Source organism: Streptomyces canus, from assembly GCF_041435015.1.
Taxonomy (GTDB): domain Bacteria; phylum Actinomycetota; class Actinomycetes; order Streptomycetales; family Streptomycetaceae; genus Streptomyces; species Streptomyces canus_G.
Genome location: NZ_CP107989.1, coordinates 5,452,877 through 5,476,111, shown reverse-complemented (window position 1 = coordinate 5,476,111; position 23,235 = coordinate 5,452,877). Strand labels below are relative to the sequence as shown.

The 23,235-nt window shown below is 69.2% G+C and carries 23 protein-coding genes; 14 read left to right on the top strand and 9 right to left on the bottom strand.

The features are described 5' to 3' along the window. Nucleotides 1–15: 15 nt before the first annotated feature. The 3 genes from OG841_RS24960 (at nucleotide 16) to OG841_RS24950 (ending at nucleotide 1,865) form a co-directional block, all read left to right on the top strand. A complete protein-coding gene (locus OG841_RS24960) occupies nucleotides 16–441 on the top strand; it encodes an NUDIX hydrolase (protein WP_328639450.1) in 426 nt (141 codons plus the stop codon). Nucleotides 442–753: 312 nt separating this feature from the next. After that, the gene (locus tag OG841_RS24955) at nucleotides 754–1,590 is read left to right on the top strand and encodes a hypothetical protein (protein WP_371566888.1); all 837 of its coding nucleotides are present in this window, start codon (nucleotides 754–756) and stop codon (nucleotides 1,588–1,590) included. Between the two features lie 98 nt (nucleotides 1,591–1,688). After that, nucleotides 1,689–1,865, top strand: coding sequence for a hypothetical protein (locus OG841_RS24950; protein WP_371566887.1), 177 nt, complete (start codon nucleotides 1,689–1,691; stop codon nucleotides 1,863–1,865). A gap of 36 nt (nucleotides 1,866–1,901) precedes the next feature. Here the strand turns inward: OG841_RS24950 and OG841_RS24945 are convergent, their stop codons facing one another. Continuing rightward, the gene (locus OG841_RS24945) at nucleotides 1,902–2,240 is read right to left on the bottom strand and encodes a metal-sensitive transcriptional regulator (protein WP_328639453.1); all 339 of its coding nucleotides are present in this window, start codon (nucleotides 2,238–2,240) and stop codon (nucleotides 1,902–1,904) included. A gap of 200 nt (nucleotides 2,241–2,440) precedes the next feature. Here OG841_RS24945 and OG841_RS24940 point away from each other — a divergent pair, with 200 nt between their 5' ends. Then, nucleotides 2,441–3,061: a DUF47 domain-containing protein gene (locus OG841_RS24940; RefSeq protein ID WP_030043659.1), complete on the top strand. Its 621-nt coding sequence runs from the start codon at nucleotides 2,441–2,443 to the stop codon at nucleotides 3,059–3,061. Nucleotides 3,062–3,069: 8 nt separating this feature from the next. Further along, the gene (locus tag OG841_RS24935) at nucleotides 3,070–4,068 is read left to right on the top strand and encodes an inorganic phosphate transporter (protein WP_328639454.1); all 999 of its coding nucleotides are present in this window, start codon (nucleotides 3,070–3,072) and stop codon (nucleotides 4,066–4,068) included. A gap of 110 nt (nucleotides 4,069–4,178) precedes the next feature. On the opposite strand, the gene pstB is transcribed toward OG841_RS24935, so the two are convergent. From pstB to pstS, 4 genes are all read right to left on the bottom strand, one after another. Next, nucleotides 4,179–4,955, bottom strand: a complete 777-nt coding sequence (gene pstB, locus OG841_RS24930; protein WP_328639455.1) for a phosphate ABC transporter ATP-binding protein PstB — start codon at nucleotides 4,953–4,955, stop codon at nucleotides 4,179–4,181. 38 nt (nucleotides 4,956–4,993) lie between these two features. Continuing rightward, the gene (pstA, locus tag OG841_RS24925) at nucleotides 4,994–6,055 is read right to left on the bottom strand and encodes a phosphate ABC transporter permease PstA (protein ID WP_328639456.1); all 1,062 of its coding nucleotides are present in this window, start codon (nucleotides 6,053–6,055) and stop codon (nucleotides 4,994–4,996) included. Then, nucleotides 6,052–7,056 carry a phosphate ABC transporter permease subunit PstC gene (gene pstC, locus OG841_RS24920; RefSeq protein ID WP_328639457.1) on the bottom strand — a complete coding sequence of 335 codons (1,005 nt, stop codon included), beginning with the start codon at nucleotides 7,054–7,056 and terminating at the stop codon, nucleotides 6,052–6,054. Before pstC ends, pstA begins: the two co-directional genes overlap by 4 nt. Before the next feature lie 116 nt (nucleotides 7,057–7,172). Further along, a complete protein-coding gene (pstS, locus tag OG841_RS24915; RefSeq protein ID WP_328639458.1) occupies nucleotides 7,173–8,297 on the bottom strand; it encodes a phosphate ABC transporter substrate-binding protein PstS in 1,125 nt (374 codons plus the stop codon). Nucleotides 8,298–8,594: 297 nt separating this feature from the next. Between pstS and OG841_RS24910 the strand changes: the two genes are divergently transcribed. Beyond that, the gene (locus tag OG841_RS24910) at nucleotides 8,595–10,136 is read left to right on the top strand and encodes an FAD-binding oxidoreductase (RefSeq protein ID WP_371566886.1); all 1,542 of its coding nucleotides are present in this window, start codon (nucleotides 8,595–8,597) and stop codon (nucleotides 10,134–10,136) included. A gap of 10 nt (nucleotides 10,137–10,146) precedes the next feature. On the opposite strand, the gene OG841_RS24905 is transcribed toward OG841_RS24910, so the two are convergent. The 3 genes from OG841_RS24905 to OG841_RS24895 all read right to left on the bottom strand — a co-directional run bounded on the left by OG841_RS24905 (nucleotide 10,147) and on the right by OG841_RS24895 (nucleotide 12,860). After that, nucleotides 10,147–10,845 carry a phosphatase PAP2 family protein gene (locus OG841_RS24905; protein WP_328639460.1) on the bottom strand — a complete coding sequence of 233 codons (699 nt, stop codon included), beginning with the start codon at nucleotides 10,843–10,845 and terminating at the stop codon, nucleotides 10,147–10,149. A gap of 169 nt (nucleotides 10,846–11,014) precedes the next feature. Further along, nucleotides 11,015–12,022, bottom strand: coding sequence for a C40 family peptidase (locus OG841_RS24900; RefSeq protein WP_328639461.1), 1,008 nt, complete (start codon nucleotides 12,020–12,022; stop codon nucleotides 11,015–11,017). An 88-nt stretch (nucleotides 12,023–12,110) separates the two neighbouring features. Continuing rightward, nucleotides 12,111–12,860 carry a trypsin-like serine peptidase gene (locus tag OG841_RS24895; RefSeq protein ID WP_371566885.1) on the bottom strand — a complete coding sequence of 250 codons (750 nt, stop codon included), beginning with the start codon at nucleotides 12,858–12,860 and terminating at the stop codon, nucleotides 12,111–12,113. Between the two features lie 88 nt (nucleotides 12,861–12,948). Here OG841_RS24895 and OG841_RS24890 point away from each other — a divergent pair, with 88 nt between their 5' ends. Beyond that, nucleotides 12,949–13,842 (top strand): alpha/beta fold hydrolase, encoded by an 894-nt coding sequence (locus tag OG841_RS24890; protein WP_328639463.1) that lies wholly within the window; start codon nucleotides 12,949–12,951, stop codon nucleotides 13,840–13,842. Between the two features lie 27 nt (nucleotides 13,843–13,869). On the opposite strand, the gene OG841_RS24885 is transcribed toward OG841_RS24890, so the two are convergent. Further along, entirely contained in the window at nucleotides 13,870–14,784 is a 915-nt protein-coding gene (locus tag OG841_RS24885) for an oxidoreductase (RefSeq protein ID WP_328639464.1), read from the bottom strand. Between the two features lie 72 nt (nucleotides 14,785–14,856). Here OG841_RS24885 and OG841_RS24880 point away from each other — a divergent pair, with 72 nt between their 5' ends. The 7 genes from OG841_RS24880 (at nucleotide 14,857) to OG841_RS24850 (ending at nucleotide 23,230) form a co-directional block, all read left to right on the top strand. Then, on the top strand, nucleotides 14,857–15,471 hold the full coding sequence (locus tag OG841_RS24880) for a TetR/AcrR family transcriptional regulator (protein WP_328639465.1): 615 nt from the start codon (nucleotides 14,857–14,859) through the stop codon (nucleotides 15,469–15,471). Between the two features lie 267 nt (nucleotides 15,472–15,738). Further along, nucleotides 15,739–17,082 carry a S53 family peptidase gene (locus OG841_RS24875; RefSeq protein WP_328639466.1) on the top strand — a complete coding sequence of 448 codons (1,344 nt, stop codon included), beginning with the start codon at nucleotides 15,739–15,741 and terminating at the stop codon, nucleotides 17,080–17,082. Nucleotides 17,083–17,432: 350 nt separating this feature from the next. Next, entirely contained in the window at nucleotides 17,433–18,707 is a 1,275-nt protein-coding gene (locus OG841_RS24870; protein WP_328639467.1) for a S53 family peptidase, read from the top strand. A gap of 337 nt (nucleotides 18,708–19,044) precedes the next feature. Then, nucleotides 19,045–19,353 carry a hypothetical protein gene (locus OG841_RS24865; RefSeq protein ID WP_007383036.1) on the top strand — a complete coding sequence of 103 codons (309 nt, stop codon included), beginning with the start codon at nucleotides 19,045–19,047 and terminating at the stop codon, nucleotides 19,351–19,353. A 166-nt stretch (nucleotides 19,354–19,519) separates the two neighbouring features. Next, nucleotides 19,520–20,353, top strand: coding sequence for a hypothetical protein (locus OG841_RS24860; RefSeq protein WP_328639468.1), 834 nt, complete (start codon nucleotides 19,520–19,522; stop codon nucleotides 20,351–20,353). Then, nucleotides 20,343–21,674: a hypothetical protein gene (locus OG841_RS24855; RefSeq protein ID WP_365121893.1), complete on the top strand. Its 1,332-nt coding sequence runs from the start codon at nucleotides 20,343–20,345 to the stop codon at nucleotides 21,672–21,674. The genes OG841_RS24860 and OG841_RS24855 overlap by 11 nt, the downstream gene beginning before the upstream one ends. Next, entirely contained in the window at nucleotides 21,671–23,230 is a 1,560-nt protein-coding gene (locus OG841_RS24850) for an SCO6880 family protein (RefSeq protein WP_328639470.1), read from the top strand. Before OG841_RS24855 ends, OG841_RS24850 begins: the two co-directional genes overlap by 4 nt. Nucleotides 23,231–23,235 lie beyond the last annotated feature (5 nt).

Genomic DNA, 23,235 nt, shown 5'->3' with positions numbered 1-23,235 from the left:
GAGGCAGCGACTCCAGTGACCGACACCCCGCACACTCCCGTACAGGCGGCAGGCTGCGTGCTGTGGCGCCGCTCCCCGATCGACGGCGAGCTGGAGGTCTGCCTGGTCCACAGGCCGAAATACGACGACTGGTCGCACCCCAAGGGCAAGCTGAAGCGCGGCGAGGACGCCCTCACCGGCGCGCTGCGCGAGGTGGAGGAGGAGACCGGGTACCGGGCCGCACCCGGCGTCCCGCTCTCCGCCGCGCAGTACTACGCCAACGGTCGCCCCAAGCAGGTCCGTTACTGGGCGGCCGAGGCCACCACCGGCGCCTTCACCCCGAACGACGAGGTCGACCGCATCCTCTGGCTCTCCCCGACGGCCGCGAGGAACCGGCTGACCCAGCCCCGGGACAGGACACTCGTCGACGAGCTCCTGGTGCGGGTGCTCGAACACACGTAGCACCCTTGGACGGGGGCGGCTCTCAGACCGGTGCGTGCCCCTCCGCGTCCGCCCGCGCCTGGCTGCGGGCTCTGCGCGCCGGCCCGCGCCAGCCGCAGGTGCACCGGGCCAGGCAGAAGCGGCCTTGTTCGACCATCTGCGTGTGGTGGGCCGGTGGGTCGGAGGGAGGTGGGGGGATCCTGTCCTGCTGCGCCACGCCGACAACGTTACCCACCGCGGGTAAAGGCCCGGTATGCGCGTGACGACCCCCTCCTGCCCGTCGTTAGGCGAATCGACAGGGGGTCCTTGACGGACGGCTGGGGGTAGGCGGCGATGGCGGAGCGACAGCAGAGGCAGGCCGGCGGGTCGGTCGTCGTCGCGGCGGTGCTCATCGCCTGCGCCGGCGCCACCAGTTGCTCGGGCAGCGGCGCCACGCTCGACGACGCGCGCGCGCCCGACCCGGTCGGGACCCTGCGCCGGGCCGCCGACGCCCTGGAGGACGCGGGCAGTTCGAAGGCGAGCACGTCGATGGAGATGGCCACCGGCGGCACCCGGGTCACCATCCGCGGCGAGGGCGTGTACGACTACCGCGAGCGGCTCGGCCGGCTCAAGGTGATGCTGCCGCAGGACCCGGCCGGCACCAGCGAGCACCGGCCGATCACCGAACTCCTCGCCCCCGGTGCCCTGTTCATGAAGAACCGGGGCGCAGGGGTGCCCGCCGACAAGTGGGTGCGCGTCGACACCGCGACCCTCTCCGACGGCAATCTCGTCACCGGCGGGGCCACCGATCCGTTCGCCGCCGCCGAGGTGCTGCGCGGGACCAGGACGGCGACGTACGTCGGCACGACCGAGCTCGCGGGGACCGAGGTGCGGCACTACCGGGGTACGGCGGACCTCGCCGCCGCGGCGAAGAGCGCCTCAGGCGCCAACAAGGATGTCCTGGCAGCGGCGGCGAAAGGGTTCGCCACGGCCGCGGTGCCCTTCGACGTCTACCTCGACGACCAGGGCCGCATCCGCAAGATCCGCCACCGCTTCAGCTTCGTCAACGGACAGCGGCAGGGCACGGTCGCGGTCGCCTCGACGACCCTCCTGTACGACTTCGGGATCGCCACGGACGTACGTCTGCCGGCCGCCCGGGACATCTACGCCGGCAAGATCGCCGAGGAGTGAGCGGCCATGACGGGCGTCAAGAACTAGCCCGTCCGTGCCATGCGCGGTGTGTGTGCCGCTCCCTACTCTAGGAAGTCGGTAACGGCAGAGAAGAGGTGATGCGCGTGGCTCCGGTCGGCGGTACGGCGGTGCAGGACCACGTGGCCCTCGCCGAGATCGAACTGTGCGGAGAGCTGATCATCGCGGCGTCGGCCGCGGACGACCGGCTCAGCCTGGAGAGCATCGACGAGGTGCTGAAAGTGACCGAAGAACGCGCGAGCGCCCCCGGCACGTGAGCCGGGGGCGCCCGTCCCGTCGCGGGGAAGGCCCGATCAGGTCCGCAGCAGCCGGCCGATGGCCTTCGTCGCCTCCTCGACCTTCGCGTCGATCTCGTCGCCGCCCTTGACGGCAGCGTCCGCGACGCAGTGCCGCAGGTGTTCCTCCAGGAGCTGCAGGGCGAAGGACTGCAGGGCCTTGGTGGAGGCCGACACCTGCGTGAGTATGTCGATGCAGTAGACGTCCTCGTCGACCATCCGCTGCAGGCCCCGGATCTGGCCCTCGATCCGGCGCAGGCGCTTGAGGTGTTCGTCCTTCTGCTTGTGGTAGCCGTGCGTGACGTTTTCGGCCACTGGCTCGGAGGGCGCCGTGGCGCCGGTGTCGGTGGTCGTCATCGCGTCCTCCACAACAAGGGGCATTCCTATACCCCTCCTGGGTATATCGTACCGAAGTTTCCCGGGTATACGGCCTGCGGACGGCCCCGGTGCCAACCACTGTGCCCGATGGGCGACACTGGGGGACGGCCCATTAGCCGTGGCCGGATGATGCACCTAGCATCAGCCTGACCGAAACCGATGCACCCCGAGGACCCCTTGTGCGCTTTCGTCTGACCCCCAGGGAGACGAGCTTCTACGACATGTTCGCCGCCTCCGCGGACAACATCGTCACGGGCTCGAAGCTCCTGATGGAACTGCTCGGCGCGGACACCGCCGGCCGGGCCGAGATCGCAGAGCGTATGCGGGCCGCTGAACACGCCGGTGACGACGCCACTCACGCGATCTTCCACCAGTTGAACTCCTCCTTCATCACGCCGTTCGACCGCGAGGACATCTACAACCTGGCGTCCTCCCTCGACGACATCATGGACTTCATGGAGGAGGCCGTCGACCTGGTCGTCCTCTACAACGTCGAGGAGCTCCCCAAGGGCGTCGAGCAGCAGATCGAGGTGCTCGCGCGGGCGGCCGAGCTCACGGCCGAGGCCATGCCGAACCTGCGGACCATGGACAACCTCACCGAGTACTGGATCGAGGTCAACCGGCTGGAGAACCAGGCGGACCAGATCCACCGCAAGCTGCTCGCCATGCTCTTCAACGGCAAGTACGAGGCCATCGAGGTCCTCAAGCTCAAGCAGATCGTGGACGTCCTCGAAGAGGCCGCGGACGCGTTCGAGCATGTGGCGAACACGGTGGAGACCATCGCCGTCAAGGAGTCCTGACCTCTTCCATGGACACCTTCGCTCTGGTCGTGACCATCCTGGTCGCGCTCTTCTTCACGTACACCAACGGCTTTCACGACTCCGCGAACGCGATCGCGACCTCGGTGTCGACGCGCGCGCTGACCCCCCGGGCCGCGCTGGCCATGGCGGCGGTCATGAACCTGGCAGGAGCCTTTCTGGGCTCCGGGGTCGCCAAGACCGTCAGTGAGGGCCTGATCGAGACGCCGCAGGGCTCGAAGGGGATGGCGATCCTCTTCGCGGCACTGGTCGGCGCGATCGTGTGGAACCTCGTCACCTGGTACTTCGGGCTCCCCTCCTCGTCCTCGCACGCGCTGTTCGGGGGCATGGTGGGGGCCGCGCTGGCGGGCGGCACCGAAGTGATCTGGAACGGTGTGCTCGACAAGGTCGTCATTCCGATGTTCCTCTCACCGGTCGTCGGTCTGGTCGTCGGTTACCTGGTGATGGCCGCGATCATGTGGATCTTCCGGCGGGCCAATCCGCACAAGGCGAAGCGGGGTTTCCGGATAGCGCAGACCGTGTCCGCGGCCGGCATGGCCCTCGGTCACGGTCTCCAGGACGCCCAGAAGACGATGGGTGTCGTGGTGATGGCCCTGGTCATCTCCGGACACGAGACGTACGGCGACCCGATCCCGGTCTGGGTGAAGATCGCCTGTGCGGTGATGCTGTCCCTGGGCACGTACGCGGGCGGCTGGCGCATCATGCGCACCCTGGGCCGGAAGATCATCGAGCTCGATCCGCCGCAGGGTTTCGCCGCGGAGACGACCGGTGCGGCGATCATGTTCACCACCGCCTACCTGTTCAAGGCGCCGGTCTCGACGACCCACGTCATCACCTCGGCGATCATGGGCGTCGGCGCCACCAAGCGCGTCAACGCGGTCCGCTGGGGCGTGGCCAAGAACATCGTCCTCGGCTGGTTCATCACCATGCCGGCGGCGGCGATCGTGGCCGCCTGCGCCTTCTGGATCGTGAACCTGGTGTTCCTGTAGGAACCAGGAACCGTGCACGTAAACGGGCCCGCCCCCGGGAATCCGGGGGCGGGCCCTCTGTGTCCTCGCGGTGGCACCGCCATGCAGCACCGCGAGGGGTCGGTGTCGGCTCAGCCGAAGCGGCCGGAGATGTAGTCCTCCGTGGCCTGGACGGACGGGTTGGAGAAGATCCGCTCCGTCTCGTCGATCTCGATCAGCCTGCCGGGCTGGCCGACGGCGGCCAGGTTGAAGAAGGCCGTACGGTCGGAGACACGCGCCGCCTGCTGCATGTTGTGCGTCACGATGACGATCGTGAAGCGCTCCTTCAGCTCACCGATCAGGTCCTCGATGGCGAGGGTGGAGATCGGGTCCAGGGCCGAGCACGGCTCGTCCATGAGGAGGACCTTGGGCTCCACCGCGATCGCGCGCGCGATGCACAGGCGCTGCTGCTGACCACCGGAGAGACCCGAACCCGGCTTGTTCAGACGGTCCTTGACCTCGTTCCAGAGGTTCGCGCCCTTGAGGGACTTCTCGACGACCTCCGACAGCTCGCTCTTCTTGAACGAGCCGTTCAGGCGCAGGCCCGCCGCCACGTTGTCGAAGATCGACATCGTGGGGAACGGGTTCGGGCGCTGGAAGACCATGCCCACCTCACGGCGGACTGACACGGGGTCGATGCCGTGGCCGTACAGGTCCTCGTCGTCGAGGAGCACCTTGCCCTCGACCCGGCCGCCCGAGGTGACCTCGTGCATCCGGTTGAGCGTGCGCAGGAAGGTCGACTTGCCGCAGCCGGAGGGGCCGATGAAGGCCGTCACCGAGCGCGGCTCGACCGTCATCGAGATGTCCTCGATCGCCTTGTGGGAGCCGTAGTAGGCGGTGAGCCCGCTCACGTCGATTCGCTTGGCCATGACTACTTCACTTCCAGATCAGTCGCTGGGGGGTCGCGTCAGCGACCGGTCTTCGGGGCCTTCCAGCGGGCGATGCCGCGAGCCACCAGGTTGAGGATCATCACGAAGGCGATCAGCGTCAGAGACGCCGCCCACGCACGGTCGTAGGCCGCACCGGCTCCCGCGCTGTTCGCGTACTGCTGATAGATGTACAGCGGCAACGACTGCTGCGCACCCTCGAAGGGGTTGGAGTTGATGAGCGAGTTGCCCCAGACCAGCAGCAGCACCGGCGCGGTCTCGCCCGCGATACGGGCGACCGCCAGCATGATGCCGGTGGTGATGCCGCCGATGGAGGTCGGGATGACCACCTTCAGGATCGTGCGCCACTTCGGGATGCCGAGCGCCAGGGACGCCTCGCGCAGCTCGTTCGGGACGAGCTTGAGCATCTCCTCCGTGGAGCGGACCACGACCGGCATCATCAGGATGGCCAGGGCGAGCGAGCCGGCGAACCCGAAGGGCTGCATGTCGAACATCAGCATGATCGAGAGGATGAACAGACCCGCGACGATCGACGGGATGCCCGTCATGACATCGACGAAGAACGTGACGGCCTTGGCAAGCTTTCCGCGCCCGTACTCGACCAGATAGATCGCGGTGAGCACACCGATCGGCGCCGCGATCACGGTGGCGAGAGCGACCTGTTCCAGGCTGCCGAGGATGGCGTGGTAGATACCGCCGCCCGGCTCGGAGTCGGCGACCAGACCCATCGAGTGGGTCAGGAAGAAGATGTCGAGGACCTTCAGTCCGCGCGAGACCGTCGACCACACCAGGGAGACCAACGGGACGACGGCGAGCAGGAAGGCGACCCAGACCAGCGCGGTCGCGACCCGGTCCTTGGCCTGACGGCGGCCCTCCACGCGGGCGGCGATGACGTACGTGCCGAGAACGAACAGGAGCCCGGCGATCAGCGCCCACTGGATACTGCTGTCCAGGCCGGCGGCCGCGCTGATGCCGAGACCGAGGGCGACGGAGCCGGCGGCGATGGCGTACGGGGACCACTTGGGGAGGCTGGCGCCGCGCAGGGTGCTGCGGGGCTTGTCGGCGATGACGGCGTTGCTCATGCGTTGGCCCCCGAGTACTCCTTGCGGCGGGCGATGATCATGCGAGCCGCGCCGTTGACCAGCAGGGTGATGACGAACAGCACCAGGCCGGAGGCGATCAGCGCATCCCGGCCCGTTTCGCTGGCCTCACCGAACTTGCTGGCGATGTTCTGGGCGAAGGTGCCGCCGCCCGGGTCGAGCAGGCTGGCCTGGATGTCGAAGGTCGGCGAGAGCACGGTGGCCACGGCCATCGTCTCGCCGAGCGCGCGGCCGAGACCGAGCATCGAGGCGGAGATCACGCCGGAGCGGCCGAAGGGGATCACCGCCATGCGGATGACCTCCCAGCGGGTGGCGCCGAGGGCGAGGGCCGCCTCTTCGATCATCTGCGGGGCCTGGCGGAAGACCTCGCGGCTCACGTTGGTGATGATCGGCAGGATCATGATCGCGAGCAGGATGCCGACGGTGAGCATCGAGCGGGGCGCGCCGCCCTGCCACTTGAAGATGCCGGTCCAGCCGAGGTAGTCGTCGAGCCAGCCGTAGAGGCCGTTCATGTGCGGCACGAGGATCAGGGCGCCCCACAGGCCGTACACGATGGACGGCACCGCGGCGAGCAGATCGATCACGTAGGAGATCGGGCCGCGCAGTCTGCGCGGGGCGTAGTGCGTGAGGAACAGCGCGATGGCGACCGCGACCGGGACCGCGATGGCCATGGCGATGATCGAGGAGACAACCGTGCCGAAGACGAGGACGGCGATGCCGAACTTCGGCGGAATGAGCTGGGTGTTCCACTCAAAGGCGGTGAAGAAGTTGGCGTCGTCCTTGCTGATCGCGATCGAGGCGCGGTAGGTGAGGAAGCCGGCGATGGCGGCCATGATCACCAGCAGCAGGATGCCCGACCCGCGGGAGAGACCGAGGAAGATCCGGTCGCCGGGTCGGGTGGCGCCACGGGCCGCGCGCTTCTGCTCGGCCTCGGTGGGCTGGGGGGTGGGGGGAGGTGCGTCTGTTATCTGTGTGGTGTCCATCGGGTTCTCCGGTCTGCTGAGCCGCACGTGTCGTACGGCTCTTGGCGGCGGTGCACCGGACGGTGTGGCCGGCCCGGGTCCCTCGAAGCGGGCCCCGAACCGACCACACGCTCAGGTCAGCTCAGGCCCTCGATGGTGGTGCGGACCTTGGCGATGATGTCGTCGGGGATCGGCGCGTAGTCGTTGTCCGCGAGGACCTTCTGGCCGTCCTCGGAGGCGGTGTAGCGCAGGAACGCCTTGGTGGCGGCCAGGGTGTCGGACTTGTTGCCCTTGTCGCAGACGATCTCGTACGTGACGAGGACCATCGGGTAGGCGCCGTCGGCCTTGGTCGCGTAGTTCAGCTGGAGCGCCAGGTCCGAGCCGGTGCCGACGACCTTGGCGTCCGCGATGGCCTTGGAGGCGTTCTCGGTGGTGGGCTCGACCGGGGCGGAGGCGCCGGTGTCGATGCTGACCGGCGTGATGCCGTCCTTGGCGTAGGAGAGCTCGAAGTAGCCGATGGCACCGTTGGTCTGCTTCACCTGCTGGGCCACACCGGAGGACTGCGCGGCGGACTGGCCGCCCTTGGCCTGCCAGGTCTTGCCGCCGTCGTAGGGCCAGTCGCTCTTGGCGGTGGCGATCAGGTACTTGGTGAAGTTGTCCGTCGTACCGGAGTCGTCCGAGCGGTGGAACGCCTGGATCTTCAGGCTGGGGAGCTTCACGCCCGGGTTCAGCTTGGCGATCGCCGGGTCGTTCCAGCTGGTGATCTTGGCGTTGAAGATCTTGGCGATGGTGGGCGCGTCCAGCGTGAGCTTGTCGACACCGGAGATGTTGATGCCGAGGGCGATCGGGCCGCCGACCATCGGCAGGTCGATGCCCTGGCCGCCGGAGCAGACCTTCTTGGAGGCCGTGACCTCTTCGGGCTTCAGCGCGGAGTCGGAGCCGGCGAAGGCGACCTGGCCGTTGTTGAACGCGGTCACACCGGCGCCGGAGCCGCCGCCCTTGTAGTTGATCTGCACGCCACAGGCCTGCGTGAACTGCTTGACCCAGGCGTCGATCGCGTTCTTCTGCGCGGAGGAGCCGTCGGCGAGCAGCTGGCCCTTGGCGTCGTCGCACTTGATGGTGCTGGCGTTGGCGGTCGAGGACGCGCTGCTGCCACCGCCGTCGCTGGTGTCGTCCGAGCCGCACGCCGTGAGGGCCAGGGCGCCGGAGACGGCGAGAGCACCGAAGGCGAGGGCCCGCCGGTTCTTGCGCTGAAGCTTCACTTGAGTTCCTTCCGGGAGCCGCCGTCCTGAATCCGGCGGCGTGCGCGAAGTCTGGGTGATACGGATGCGCATTCGAGACGCACCACGCATCGCGTAAGGCCGAAATTAGGCAGATCAGGTGAAGGCGTTGATGGCCGGAAGTGAACTGCGGGTGAACCCCTGCAGAAGGTGCGGTGAGGTCACGGAACGCTTACGTCGAGGGCACAGTGTGATTCCGGAACCCTCCAGGGAACCCTCACCCCCGCAGTCCCGTCTCGTACCACGGAAGCCGACGAGGCCGACGAAAGGCACGGACACATGGAACGGCGTACGTTCATCGGGGGCGGCGCGGCCGCGATCACGGCGGTGGCCACGGCCGCGTGCGACGGCAGGAAAAGCGCCGGCGCCGCGCAGAGCACCATCGGCCAGTCCCTCTCCTCCCGTACGCCCGCCGCGGCCGCCGCGAACTGGTCGGCCCTCGCCCGCGACCTGGACGGCCCCCTGGTCCGCCCCGGCGACGCCGACTGGACGACGGCCCGGCAGCTCTACAACACCCGCTTCGACTCGCTGAAGCCCGCGGCCGTCGCGTACGTGGCGAACGCGGACGATATCCGAACCATTGTCGCCTATGCCCGCACTCACGGCACCCGGGTGGCGATCCGCAACGGCGGCCACTCCTACGCCGGCTGGTCCTCGGGGAACAACAGGCTGATCGTCGATGTCTCCCAGCTGAACCGCGTCCGCGCCTCGGGCGGCACCGCGGTCATAGGCGCCGGCGCCAAGCTGATCGACGTCTACCGGGCCCTCACCGCCAAGGGCGTGACCATCCCGGGGGGCTCGTGCCCGACGGTCGGCGTCTCCGGTCTCACCCTGGGCGGCGGTCACGGCGTGGCCTCCCGGGCCTACGGACTGACCTGCGACAGCCTCACCCGGGCGACGCTGATCACGGCCGACGGCAAGGAGCTGACCGCCGACGCGTCCACGAACAAGGACCTCTTCTGGGCGCTGCGCGGCGCCGGCAACGGCAATTTCGGCGTGGTGACCGAACTGCACTTCAGGACCCACCCCGCCCCGCAGGGCGTGACCGCGTACGCGACCTGGCCGTGGTCCAGGGCGGCCGCCGTGGTGAAGGCATGGCAGGAGTGGGGCCCCACCCAGCCCGACGAGATCTGGTCCTCCTGCCACCTGGAGAACGGCGGCTCGCCCTCCGTGGCGGTCGCGGCGTTCTCCCTGGGCACCTACGGCGAGCTCCAGAACGCGCTCGACCGCCTGGCCGACAGGATCGGCTCACCGGCCCGCAGCGTGACGCTCAGGCGGCACTCCTACGAGAGCGCGATGGAGGCGTACGCGGGCTGCTCGTCCTTCTCCACGGACGCCAGGTGCCACCTGCCCGGCTCCACCCCGGGCCGCTCAGCCCAGGGCGCCCTGGGGCGCGAGACCTACGCGGCCCACTCGGACTTCTTCGACCGCTCGCTCTCGGCGGCCGGCATCCAGACCCTCCTGAGGCAGATCGCCTCGGTCCGGGGCGGCTCGGGCAGCATCGCCCTGACCGCGCTGGGCGGCGCGGTCAACCGCGTCTCCCCCACCGCGACGGCCTTCGTCCACCGCCGCTCCCGCATGCTGGCCCAGTACCTCGCGTCCTGGAAGGCGGGATCGACGGGCACGACGGCCCAGTCCTGGCTGACGGGAGCGCACGACGCGATGAAGCCGTACGCCTCGGGCGCGGCCTACCAGAACTACACGGACCCGACGCTGAAGGACTGGCGGAAGGCGTACTACGGCGACGCGGCGACCAAGCTGGGCAAGGTGAAGAAGCAGTACGACCCGCAGGGGTTCTTCACCTACCCGCAGTCGCTGTAGCCGTCATGCACTACGCGGCGAGATCCCTCTCGGAGGCCGCGGCCTCCTGCCGGGCCCCGGGAATCACCGAGGTTCCCTGCTCGACCCCTCGCGCGCGGACGATCCACGCCCCCTTCGACGACCTCTCGACCGCCTTCATCACCGGCGTGAGAAGAGCCATCGCGAGCGGCGACAACAACAGGGCCACCGCCGTCCCGAGCGCGAACCCGCCGATGACGTCCGTCGGATAGTGCACACCCATGTACACCCGGCAGAACCCTTCGAGCAGCGCGAGCGCGATGCCGACGAGCCCGAACTTCCGGTTGACCACGAACAGCCCGGCAGCCATCGCCATGGTGATCGTCGCGTGGTCGCTCACGAAGGAGTAGTCGGTCTTCCCGGAAACCAGGACCTCGAGCCCCTCATGGGTCCGGAACGGCCGGGGCCGCTCGACGAATCCCCTTATGGGCACGTTCACCAGCACGGCCAGCGCGGCGGCGAGCGGCGCCCACACCAACGCGGCCACGGAGGACGCCGCGTCCTCACCCCCACGCCGGCGGCCCGCCCACCAGCACCACAGGATGAGCAGCACCATCCCGAGCAGGATGCCGTACTCCCCGACGTACTCCATGACCCGGTCGAACCAGTGCGGGGCGTCCTTGGCCAGGCCGTTGATGTCGTAGAGCAGGTCGACGTCGGGGTTCGACCCGGATTCGGCGAGAACAGCCATGGTGCTGCGGCCCCTTCGTCGTCTTTCCCGGCGTACCCATGTGCGCTCGGCTACGCCCACAGGAACGCATGGCTCCCGTTAATACGTTCCACACTCCACTGAATGATCACGCAGACGTTATCGAAGAGAGACACATCGCCGCAGCTCAGGGGGTGAGTTTCACGCTCGGTCACACCGTCGTGGGCAATGCTTTCGCGCCATCTTCGGTGACCCGGGTGGCGCCGAAGTACTCAGAAGTGTCGATCGGGTCGAACCGGATCACAGCACCAGTTCTCGGTGCGTCGATCATGTACCCGCCGCCCACATAAATCCCCACATGGTGGATGGCGCGCGAGTTGGTGGGGTCCGTGGAGAAGAACACCAGGTCCCCCGGCAACAGTTCACTTCTGGCCGGATGCGGGCCGGCGTTGTACTGATCGTTCGCGACGCGCGGCAGCGTGATGCCCACGCTCTCGTACGAGGCCTGCGTCAGCCCCGAACAGTCGAAGCGCCCGCCCTGCTCGGCGGTACCGGTCCCGCCCCACAGATAGGGCGTTCCGAGCTTCTTCTGCGCGTAGTAGATGGCCCCGGCGGCCTGCTTGGAGGGATCGACCCGGCTCACCGGCGCCGCGAAGCTCTCCTCCAAGGTCGTGATGGTCTTCACGTAGTTCTGGGTTTCCTTGTACGGCGGTACGCCCCCGTACTTGATGACCGCGTAGGCGCCCGCGTTGTAGGAGGCGAGCATGTTCTCGGTGATGTTCCCCGGGACGTCCTTCACATAGGACGCGAGCGAGCAGTCGTAGGAAGCCGCCGAGGGAATCGCGTCATTGGGGTCCCATACGTCCTTGTCGCCGTCGCCGTCCCCGTCGACCCCGTGCGTGGCCCAGGTCCCCGGAATGAACTGCGCTATTCCCTGCGCCGCCGCGGCGCTCTGGGCCTTCGGGTTGAATCCGCTCTCCTGGTAGAGCTGGGCGGCGAGCAGCGCCGGGTTGATGGCGGGGCAGAGATTGCCCCACTTCTGCACGAGGTTCTGGTAGGCGGCCGGAACAGCGCCTTTGGCCAGGGCCCTGGTGGCTCCGCCCACCCCGCCGGCGAGGTTGCCGGCGACGACGTAGACCCCCACGACGAGCAGCATCACGAAGCTGAGCCCCGCCCCGAAAACGGCGCCCGCCACGAGCCACGCCTTACGCACCGTCAACCGCCCCTCGCCCACTGGGAGTCCGCCCGCGTCAGTCTAGGAGCTTCCCCGCGGGAAACCGGGGTACTCGGCGGGGTCGGCGCGAAGATCAGCCGACCACGTCCCGGTAGAGCGCGGCGGCCTCCGCCCCGAGGACCACGCTGTACGACACGTCGGGCGTCGACCCACCCTGCTCGTGCCCGCCGAGTATCCCCACGACCTGCCCGTTCCCGTTCACCCAGGGACTGCCGCTGGTCCCGCCGGTGAACGCGGGGCAGTCGATGCGCTGTTGCGTACGGCTGTGCGCGGTCGGCTTGTTGGTGCAGCTGATCGGCAGGTCACGGGAGGCGGGATACCCGATGACGGTGACGGCGGTGGCCCCGGTGGCGGTGCCGGTCACGAACCGGTTCCCCCCGACGGCGTCCTGGATGTCCCCCTCGACCGTGGCGAAGGCGACATCACTGTCCTCGTCCTGCCCCTTGGACCACCCCTCGGGCATGTACCGCTCGCGCACCTTCCACTTCCCGTACGGCGCTGTGCCGTCCCGGTAACCGGGCACGAACACGAGGCCGTCGTCGCCGTCGTCGAGACAGTGCGCGGCGGTGACGAGGAGGTCCCGGTGCGGGCTGCGGACGACGGAGGCGGTGCAGAAGTGCTTCTTTCCTGCGAAGAGGGCTCCCACACGGGCGTTCTGTGAGGTCGCCACGGCGACTGTCGTCACCCCGAAGGGCCCCGCCCCGTCGTCGGCGGCCGCCTCGGAGGCCGAGGTGACGGTGAGCAGGACGGCTGCGGCGTGGAGAGCGAGACGTGGCGTGCGCTTCACGGAAGAAAGCATTCCGCACGAAAGTGAGAAACGCATCAAGTGGCGGTTTCACGCACCCTGTGCGACGGTGTGAATCCCGTGCCCCGGGGCAACAGAGCCGTTACGGCGAGCCCGGGAGGCCGGTGTGTTCGACGGTTTCGAGCTGACGCGGTGCGAGGGCGACGACGGGGTCCGGCTGCGGGTGCGGCACGGCGGCAGCGGCCCGGCCGTGCTGCTCCTGCACGGACATCCCCGTACGCACGCCACCTGGCATCGCGTCGCCCCGCTGCTGGCCGCGGCCGGTCACACCGTCGTCTGCCCCGATCTGCGCGGCTACGGCCGGTCCGACAAGCCCGCGACCGATCCGGAACACCGTCCGTACTCCAAGCGCGCCATGGCCGGCGACTGCCTCGCGGTCATGCGCCGCCTCGGACACGAGCGGTTCACGGTCGTCGGGCACGACCGGGGCGCGTACGTGGCCACCCGGCTCGCCCTCGACCATCCCACGGCCGTGTCCGCCGTCGGCGTGCTGGACGCCGTCCCCCTCGGGGAGGCCCTGCGCCGCTGCGACGCCGGCTTCGCGGCGAACTGGTGGCACTGGTTCTTCCTCGGCCAGACGGACAAGCCCGCCGAACGCGTCATCAACGCCGACCCCGACGCCTGGTACACGGCCACCGCCGAGCAGATGGGCGCCGAGGCGTACGAGGACTACCGGCACGCGATCCACGACCCGGCCACCGTGCACGCCATGTGCGAGGACTACCGGGCCGGCCTCGGTGTCGACCGGGAGCACGACGACGCCGACCGCCGGGCCGGCCGGCGCATCGACAGCCCGCTCCAGGTCCTGTGGGCCACCCGCGACGACATGAGGGACCTCTACGGCGACGTCCTGGACGTCTGGCGCGACTGGGCGGGCGACCGGCTGGAGGGCGGTCCGATCGACTCCGGGCACCACATGGCCGAGGAGGCGCCGGAGGAACTCGCCGGCGCGCTGCGCGCGTTCTGGGCGAACGCCGGGCACCTGACCGGATCGCCTTGAGGCCGGCGGGGCGCCAGGGCCAACGGCTCAGCCCCGCGTGCCCACACCCTGTGGATAACGCGTCCCCGTCAGCTCCTCCGACGCCGTCCACAGGCGGCGGGCGACGTCGGGGTCGCTCGCGGCCGCGCTCCGGCCCACCAGAGTCGGCGCACCCCGCATCTCGCCGAGCCCGTCCGGCCCGACATAGCTCGCCCCCGGCAGCTCCTGCGTCGCCGCGTACAGCGTGGGCAGTGCGCCCGCGCGGTCGTCCTGCGCCAGGAACCTGTTGCCGAACTTCATGAACACCCGGGCCGCCGAACTGGCCGCGTGGCTCTGGAGGTTGGTGGCCGAGTAGCCGGGGTGGGCCGCCAGGGCACGGACCCGGGAGCCCGACTCCGTCAGCCGCCGCTGGAGTTCCAGCACGAACAGCAGGTTCGCCAGCTTCGACTGGCCGTAGACGCCCCTCGGGTCGTAGTCCGACGTCCTGTTCAGGTCGTCGAAGCGGATCCGCTGGTCGCCCCAGCGGTGCGCACCCGAGGACACCGTCACGACCCGGTCGGTGACGTACGGCAACAGCAGGTTCGTCAACGCGAAGTGACCCAGATGGTTCGTGCCGAACTGCATCTCGAAGCCGTCCGCCGTCCGCTGCTGCGGGACCATCATCACGCCCGCGTTGTTGATCAGCAGATCCAGCGGGCGGTCCCACCCCGCCGCGAACTCCCGCACCGAGGACAGGTCCGCCAGATCCAGCCGCCGGACCTCCGTGCTGCCGTTCACGGTCCTCGCCGCGGCCTCACCGCGCTCCGGGTCCCGTACGGCGAACACGACGTGCGCGCCCGCTCCGGCCAGGGCCTGCGCGGCCCGGAGTCCGATACCGCTGTTCGCCCCCGTGACCACCGCCGTGCGGCCGGTCTGGTCGGGGAGGCGGGTCGCGTTCCACTTCTGCTGCTTGTCGGTAGCCATACGCTCGAATGTAGACGCCGCCAACAATGCTGTCAATGACAACAATGCTGGCATCGACTACATCCGGATACGATGGCACCCATGCCAGCCGAGAAGCCCGAGACCCGCCCCTACCACCACGGAGACCTGCGCTCCGCCCTCCTCGCCGCCGCCGAGCGCACCCTCCGCGACAAGGGCAGCGCCTCCCTCTCCCTGCGGGAACTCGCCCGCGACCTCGGCGTCAGCCACGCCGCCCCCGGCCGGCACTTCAAGGACAAGCAGGCCCTGCTCAACGCCCTCGCCCTGGTCGGATACGACCGCATGGCCGAGGCCCTCGATGCCGCCGACGAACCGGGGCTCCCCCTCCAGGACCGCCTCACCGTCCTGGCCCGGACCTACCTGGGCTTCGCCATCGACAATGCCGAGCTCCTGGAGCTGATGTACGCCCGCAAGCACGAGCCCGGCGCCGCCGAGCAGATGACCGCCGCGATCGACCGCACGGTGGGCGCCCTGGAGCGGGCCGTCGCAGCCGCCCAGCAGCGCGGCGAGATCGTCGACGGCGACCCCGAGCAGCTCACCCTCGTCGTGGGCACCGCCCTCCACGGCCTGGCGTCCTTCGCCGTCACCGGCAAGTTCACCACCGAGGCCGCCATGGCCGCCGTGTCGGGACTGGTCCATCACCTGATGTACGGCCTCAAGCCCCGCTGACCCGGAGTCGCGCCCGCCGCCCCGCACCCGGGAATTGTGTGCGACGCGTGTAGATGGTCAAGCCGTGACCATCCCCCGCCCATCCGCCCGCCATTGATCAGCAATCCCCCAACGCCCTTGGGTATGGCGGAAGTCAGGATTCCACCGCCTGCCTTGTTGTCACGTACTCAACAAGGCGAGGGTCTACGCGGGTCGCCGCCCCCACCGGGAACCTCACCGGTGGTCCCCCACCGCAGGCCTCTGCAACCACTCCCAGGAGGCTGTACGTTGCGTACTTCCCGTTCCCCCCACAGATCCGGCAGATGGCGTCGGGCCGGCTCCACCGCCGTGGCCACCTCCGCCCTTGTCCTCGCCGGACTCGGCACCGCCGTCCACGCGACCGCGGCCACGCCCGACCACGTGAGCGCCAAGGCCGTCGCCACCGCCGTCGCCAACGCCCATGTGCAGTACGAGAGCGCGTGTGACGCCACCCCCAAGAAGGGCTACGCCGCCTGCAACGCCCTGCGCGTCACGGCCGGCACCACCGCGTTCATGGAGAAGCAGGCCGCGCTGAAGGGCATGACCGCCAAGACGCTCAAGCCGAACGCCTCCTCCGCCACCCCGACCGGCTACGGCCCGAGCGACCTCCAGTCGGCGTACGGCCTGACCGACGCGGCCGCCTCCAACGGCTCGGGCGAGACCATCGCCATCGTCGACGCCTACGACGACCCCAACGCCGTGGCGGACCTGGCCACCTACCGCAGCTACTACGGCCTGCCGGCCTGCACGACCGCCAACGGCTGCTTCAAGAAGGTCTCCCAGACCGGCTCCACGACCTCCCTCCCCACCGCCGACAGCGGCTGGGCCGGCGAGATCTCCCTCGACCTCGACATGGTCTCCGCCATCGCCCCGAACGCCAAGATCCTGCTGGTCGAGGCGAGTTCGTCGAGCATGGCCAACCTGGGCAAGGCGGTGAACGAGGCCGTCACCCTGGGCGCCAAGTTCGTCTCCAACTCCTACGGCGGCTCCGAGTCCTCCTCGGACACCTCCTACGACTCCTCGTACTTCAACCACCCCGGCGTCGCCATCACCGTCTCCGCGGGCGACGAGGGCTACGGCGCCGAATACCCGGCCGCCTCCAAGTACGTCACCGCGGTCGGCGGCACCAAGCTGTCCACGTCCTCCACCTCCCGCGGCTGGACCGAGAGCGTCTGGAAGACCAGCTCCACCGAGGGCACGGGGTCGGGCTGCTCCTCGTACGACGCCAAGCCCTCCTGGCAGACCGACACCGGCTGCACCAAGCGCATGATCGCCGACGTCTCCGCCGTGGCCGACCCGGCCACCGGCGTCTCCGTCTACGACTCCTACGGCTCGGACGGCACGGGCTGGAACACCTACGGCGGCACCAGCGCCTCCGCCCCCATCATCGCGTCGGTGTACGCCCTCGCGGGCACCCCGGGCAGCAGCGACTACCCGGCCCAGTACCCCTACGAGGACACCTCCGCCCTCAACGACGTGACCTCGGGCAACAACGGCTCCTGCTCCACGAGCTACTTCTGCACCGCCACCTCGGGCTACGACGGACCCACCGGCCTGGGTACCCCGCAAGGCCTGGGCGCCTTCACCGGCTGATCCCCCTCCATGAGTGTCCCCGTCGGGTCACGGGGCGCCGCCCTTGAGAGGGGGACGTGGGGTCCCCTCTCAAGGGCGGCACAACGGCAACGGGTCGCGACATCCGGTCGCGGCCCGTTCGCCGTGTCCACGCGAGTCAAGTCACCACCGCCCGCAGTCCATCCAGCGGCCATGCACGAGTAAGCCCGGGACAACTTTCGGTATGGCGGAGGTCAGAATTCCAGCCATTCTCTGTTGTCGCGTACTGAACAAGGTGGAGCGTCCTCACAGGCCGCCGCCCACCGCCGGGAACCGCACCGACGGCACGCACCCGCACCGCCCCTGTCCCCTCACCACCAGGAGGCTGCACCTTGCGTACCAACTTCCCCCACATACGCCTGAGATGGCACCGCGTCGGCTCCGCCACGGCCGTCACCGCCGCCCTCGTCCTCGCCGGCTTCGGCACCGCGGTCCACGCGGACGCGACGACCTCCGCCAAGGTCACCTGGGCCGCGACCCCCTGCGCCACCCCCAAGAAGACCGGCGAACTCGCCTGCAACTCCCTCCGCGTGACGGGTGGCACCACAGCCTTCCAGAAAGCCCGGGGCATCACCCCCAAGGCCGCCGACGCCGCCACCCCCTCCGGCTACGGCCCGAGCGACCTCCAGTCGGCGTACGGCCTGACCGCCGCGGCCGCCGCCAACGGCTCCGGCGAGACCATCGCCATCGTCGACGCCTACAACGACCCGAACGCCGAGGCGGACCTCGCCAAGTACCGCTCGTACTACGGCCTGCCGGCCTGCACCAGCGCGAGCGGCTGCTTCAAGAAGGTCTCCCAGACCGGCTCCACGACCTCCCTGCCCTCCAGCGACGCCGGCTGGTCCGAGGAGATCTCCCTCGACCTCGACATGGTCTCCGCCATCGCCCCGAACGCCAAGATCCTCCTCGTCGAGGCCAAGTCGGCCACCATGGCCAACCTGGGCAAGGCGGTGAACGAGGCCGTCACCCTGGGCGCCAAGTTCGTCTCCAACTCCTACGGCGGCTCCGAGTCCTCCTCGGACACCTCCTACGACTCCTCGTACTTCAACCACCCCGGCGTCGCCATCACCGTCTCCGCCGGTGACGAGGGGTACGGCGCCGAGTACCCCGCCGCCTCCAAGTACGTGACGTCGGTGGGCGGCACCGCGCTCTCGAAGTCCTCCACCACCCGCGGCTGGACCGAGACCGTCTGGAACACCAGCAGCACCGAGGGCACGGGCTCCGGCTGCTCGTCCTATGACGCCAAGCCGAGCTGGCAGACCGACACCGGCTGCACCAAGCGCATGATCGCCGACGTCTCCGCCGTGGCCGACCCGGCCACCGGCGTCTCCGTCTACGACTCCTACGGCGTCACCGCCGGCTGGTACACGTTCGGCGGCACCAGCGCCTCGTCCCCGATCATCGCGGCCGTCTACGCACTCGCCGGTACGCCCGGCAGCAGCGACTACCCGGCCCAGTACCCCTACCAGCACACGTCCTCCCTCAACGACGTGACCTCGGGCAACAACGGCAGCTGCTCGACGAGCTACTTCTGCACCGCCACCTCGGGCTACGACGGGCCGACCGGCTGGGGCACCCCCAAGGGAGTGAGCGCCTTCACCGGCTGACTCTCCGTCAACGAACGGGCCGCGGTCTCCCCACCGCGGCCCGTTCGCCATGCCGGGGGCCCTCCGGGTTAGCCTTCACCCGCAGAACATCGGTGCCAGAAGCGCCGCAGGTCGTAAGAGGGGTCAACGACGGAGCCACACGACAGGTTCCGCTCAGGCCTCATTGCCCGGCGTTACCTACCGTGATACACAGAGTGACCAGACAGTCATTCGTACGAAACCCGCCAACCAATGCCGCCAAGTCGACATACGACGGCAGAATTGTCGGCGACAATGAGGCCTGACCTCTGCACACAGGCAGGGGAAACGGAACTACCCACCAGGGGCGGTGACTTACATGCTCTTTGCGGCCGACAAGGGAGACATCAACACCATCATCGGCGGGATCGCTCCGGACTGGGGCCCCTTCGGGGCGCTGGGGACCGAGGCGAAGACGATGATCCAGGTTGTCATGGCGGTCGCCATCCTGCTCTGCCTCGGCATCGCCATCTGGGGCGCCGCCAAACAGCGCATCGGAGCCACCGCACTGCGGGACACCTTCAGCGCGGAACAGGGCAAGGGCCTCATCATCGCGGGGCTGACGGGAGTCTTCATCATCGGCTCCCTGGGCACGCTCTTCACCATCGTGTACGGCATGGCCGTATAGCCGCCGCGTCCGGTACAGCCCCTCCAACCCACCCCGTCCGCAGTGCCCACCGGCTGAGGTTGCGTTCCCTGATGTCGAGTCACCACACCGCACCCGCGCGGAAACCAGCGCGGCTACCGTCGTACTCCTACGCGTTTTCGTACGACGTCGAGGGGACGTGAGCGGCATGAGTCTCGGAGACGACCAAGAGGGCTCCGGCGGTTACGGCGGCACCGGCCAGACCCGCACCCGGTACCCGGAGGGCAGCAGCGACGTCTACGGCGGCGCCCGCCGGGGAGGCCGCTCGTCCTCCCGAAGCCTGGTCACCGTGGTAGGCGTCGTCGTCCTCCTGATCGCCGCGATCGCCTTCGCGAACCGTGGGGGCGACGATTCCTCATCCTCGGCGACAGGGGCGGGCAGCCGGCCGGACGCCACATCAACAGCCCCCAGCGGCACCAAGCCGGTGAAGTCCACCCCGGGCGTCATCCCGACGGGGTACGCGCATGACGCACAGGGGGCGCAGAGCGCCGCGGCGAACTATGCGACGGTCTTGGTCTCCGCCGATATCCTGAAGCCGGCCCGCCGAGCCGAGCTCGTCCAGCAGGTCTTCGTGACGGACAAGCAGGCCGCCCTGACCGCCAAGTTCAACAAGGCATACTCCGCGGACTTCCTGAACAAGCTCGGCCTCGACCAGAACGGTGACGCGGCCGCAGGTCACACCTACGTCTCCCGCACTGTCCCGATCGGCACCAAGGTCACGAGCGCATCGGACACCTCAGCGGCCATCGAGGTCTGGTGCACCGGCTTGTACGGCACGGCGGGCGCCGACTCGACCGACCCGGTGACAAGCGACTGGTTCACCATGACCCTCCAAATGCGCTGGGCTGACAGCGACTGGAAGGTCGACAGCTTCTCCCAGAAGGACGGTCCCGCTCCCGTTCCTGGGGACGACAAGGCGTCGAGCGCTGACGAAATGGCACAGGCCGTCCAGGAGTACGGAGGCTTCACTTATGCCCGGTAGCCAGCGCCTCGCAATCAAGGTCGCCACCACAGTCGCCACCGTACAGACCGCCGTCGTGCTGCTCGCCGCCCGCGCCGCAGCCGCACCTACACCCACGCCGACCCCCACCGAGACCGCCGACAACTGCAGCCTCCTGTCGGGCCAGGCCAAGCAGATCTGCGAAGGTGACTCCTCGGGCGGATCCTCAGGCGGATCCCCCTCCCTGAGCCCCACCTCCACCCTCGACCCCATGTCCTCCCTGGCCAAGAGCTGTGCAAAGGCCGCCGCCTGGACCATCGACAAGCTCAGCGACGCCGTCAAGAACACCGCGAACGTCGACTTCACCAACCAGAAGTTCCTCCAGCAGTACGCGGTCGTCTTCGCGGCATCGACCATCCTCACCCTTCTCCTGTGGCTGCTGGCCGTAGCCAAGCGCGCGGTGCGAGGCGTCCCCCTCTCCACCGCCATCAGCGAGGCGATCGGGTTCCTGTGGCTGACCGTCCTCGCGTCCGCCTTCACCCCCCTCATCCTCTACACCGTCGTCTCCGCCACCGACGGCGTCTCAGAGGTCCTCGCGAAGGCCACCGGCGACCAGACCGACACGTTCTTCGGCACCTTCTCCGGCGCCCTGGAGAAGGGCAACGACATCGGCGGCGGCCCCATCATGCTGATCGTCGTCTCCCTCGTCAGCATCCTCGCCGCCGGCGTCCTGTGGCTGGAGCTCGTCATCCGAGCCGCCCTCCTCTACGTCGGCGCCCTCCTCGGCACCGTCGTCTACGCCGGCCTCGTCGACAAGAACCTCTGGGTCCACGTCCGCCGCTGGGCCGGCATCATGATCGCCGTCATCCTGGTCAAACCGGTGATCGTCATCGTCCTCGGCCTCGCCGGCGCACTCTCCTCCGACGACGGCCCCGACGCCTTCTCCGCCGTCGTCTCCGGCCTCGCCATCATCCTGCTCGCCATCTTCGCCAGCGCGATGATCTATCGTTTCGTCCCCGGCTTCGGCGACGAGATCGCCGGCTCCCGCAACAACCGCATCATGCAGAACGCCGAGGGCAAGGCCGCCGCGGTGATCAGCTCCCCGGCCACCCTGGTCGCCCAGGGCATCAAGACCCACAGCTCCCGGGCCGACAACAACGGTCAGGCCTCCGGAGGATCGGGCGCCCGCCCGAGCAACCCGGCGTCCGGCGGAGTCGCCGCCCACAGCTCGCGCACCCCGAACGGAGGCGGCGGATCTGTCCCCTCCGCCGCTCCCGCTCCCCGCGCGGGCAACTCGGTGAACACCCCGCACGCCGGCAACCGCAACACAGGCAGCAACAGCACAGGAGGTGACGGGCGTTGACGACCGAGTCCCACGTGTCGCATACGGTCACGCCCCGCCGTACATATCTGATCGGCCGCGCCCGGCCGAACGCGATCGTCGGCCGCAATCGCGAGACGGGCGAGATCGCGCTCATCATCGTGGGCGCGTTCCTCGGCATGATGTGCGGGCTCCTCGTCCCGGTGCTCTCCCTGCGCATCGTGCTGCTGATGGGCTTCCCGCTCGTCGCGCTCGCCGCGGTCTACGTGCCGTACAAGCGCCGCACGTTCTACAAGTGGTTCGAGATCAACCGCAGTTACAAGCGGACCCTGCGCCAGGGCACGACCTACCGCTCCTCCGTGATGGAGGCCGGCACCCACGTCGACGGCCGCGAGGTCGAGATCGGCCCGCCCCCCGGCATCGGCCGGATCAACTGGCTCGCCGCCCCGTTCGGCCCCGACGAGATCGCCGTACTGCTCCATGCGGACCGCCGCACGGTGACGGCCGCGATCGAGATCGAGGGCCCCGGCGTCGGCCTGCGCGACTCCGAGGACCAGGAAGCCCTCGTCGACCGCTTCGGCACCCTCCTCAAGCACGTGGCCAACGGCGACGGCTTCGTCACCCGCATCCAGATGCTCGCCCGCACCCTCCCCGCCGACCCCGACGCCCACGCCAAGGACGTCGCGATGCGCGGGGAAGAGAAGGCGCTGCCCTGGCTGCAGACGTCGTACGACCAACTCCAGTCGATGGTGTCCACCAGCAGCGAGCAGCACCGCGCGTACCTCGTCGCCTGCATGCACTTCAACCGCGAACTCGCCGCCGAGGCCCAGGCGATGGCCCGCGCGGCCCGCCCCCAGTCCGGCCGCAGGCTCGACCGGGACGCGGGGCTCGCCGTCGTCATGGCGCGGGAGCTGACCGACATCTGCTCCCGCCTCCAGGAGGCCGACATCCGGGTCCGCCAGCCCCTCGGCCAGGGCCGGCTGGCCTCACTGATCCACTCCATGTACGACCCCGACCACCCCATCGACCACATCCAGGCGATGACCAAGCGCAACGCCTGGCCGGCCGAACTCGACGCCATGGAACCGACGTTCCTCCAGGCGAAGACCCGGGAGTCCAGCACCCGCGCGCCCTGGTGCCACGCCACGGCCTGGGTGAAGGAGTGGCCGATGACCCCGGTGGGCGTCAACTTCCTGGCACCCCTGCTCGTCCACACCCCGGACGTCATCCGCACGGTCGCCGTCACGATGGACCTCGAACCCACCGAGATCGCCATCGAACGCATGCTGACCGAGAAGACGAACGACGAGGCGGAGGCCTCCCGCGCCGCCAAGATGAACCGGACCGTGGACCCGCGCGACATCGCCGCCCACAACCGGCTCGACCAGCGCGGCGAGGACCTCGCGAGCGGCGCGGCCGGAGTCAACCTGGTCGGCTACATCACCGTCTCCTCCCGTAACCCCGAGGCCCTGGCCCGCGACAAGCGGACCATCCGGGCCTCGGCCGGAAAGTCGTACCTGAAACTGGAGTGGTGCGACCGCGAGCACCATCGCGCCTTCGTGAACACCCTTCCGTTCGCCACCGGCATTCGAAGGTAGGGGCT

Coding starts and splice junctions, on each gene's coding strand:
- OG841_RS24885 (WP_328639464.1), bottom strand. CDS start 14,784: ATGGCTACCGACAAGCAGCAGAAGTGGAACGCGACCCGCCTCCCCGAC.
- OG841_RS24945 (WP_328639453.1), bottom strand. CDS start 2,240: ATGACGACCACCGACACCGGCGCCACGGCGCCCTCCGAGCCAGTGGCC.
- OG841_RS24910 (WP_371566886.1), top strand. CDS start 8,595: ATGGAACGGCGTACGTTCATCGGGGGCGGCGCGGCCGCGATCACGGCG.
- OG841_RS24860 (WP_328639468.1), top strand. CDS start 19,520: ATGAGTCTCGGAGACGACCAAGAGGGCTCCGGCGGTTACGGCGGCACC.
- pstB (WP_328639455.1), bottom strand. CDS start 4,955: ATGGCCAAGCGAATCGACGTGAGCGGGCTCACCGCCTACTACGGCTCC.
- pstA (WP_328639456.1), bottom strand. CDS start 6,055: ATGAGCAACGCCGTCATCGCCGACAAGCCCCGCAGCACCCTGCGCGGC.
- pstC (WP_328639457.1), bottom strand. CDS start 7,056: ATGGACACCACACAGATAACAGACGCACCTCCCCCCACCCCCCAGCCC.
- OG841_RS24895 (WP_371566885.1), bottom strand. CDS start 12,860: ATGCGTTTCTCACTTTCGTGCGGAATGCTTTCTTCCGTGAAGCGCACG.
- OG841_RS24935 (WP_328639454.1), top strand. CDS start 3,070: ATGGACACCTTCGCTCTGGTCGTGACCATCCTGGTCGCGCTCTTCTTC.
- OG841_RS24955 (WP_371566888.1), top strand. CDS start 754: ATGGCGGAGCGACAGCAGAGGCAGGCCGGCGGGTCGGTCGTCGTCGCG.
- OG841_RS24905 (WP_328639460.1), bottom strand. CDS start 10,845: ATGGCTGTTCTCGCCGAATCCGGGTCGAACCCCGACGTCGACCTGCTC.
- OG841_RS24865 (WP_007383036.1), top strand. CDS start 19,045: ATGCTCTTTGCGGCCGACAAGGGAGACATCAACACCATCATCGGCGGG.
- OG841_RS24855 (WP_365121893.1), top strand. CDS start 20,343: ATGCCCGGTAGCCAGCGCCTCGCAATCAAGGTCGCCACCACAGTCGCC.
- OG841_RS24950 (WP_371566887.1), top strand. CDS start 1,689: ATGCGCGTGGCTCCGGTCGGCGGTACGGCGGTGCAGGACCACGTGGCC.
- OG841_RS24880 (WP_328639465.1), top strand. CDS start 14,857: ATGGCACCCATGCCAGCCGAGAAGCCCGAGACCCGCCCCTACCACCAC.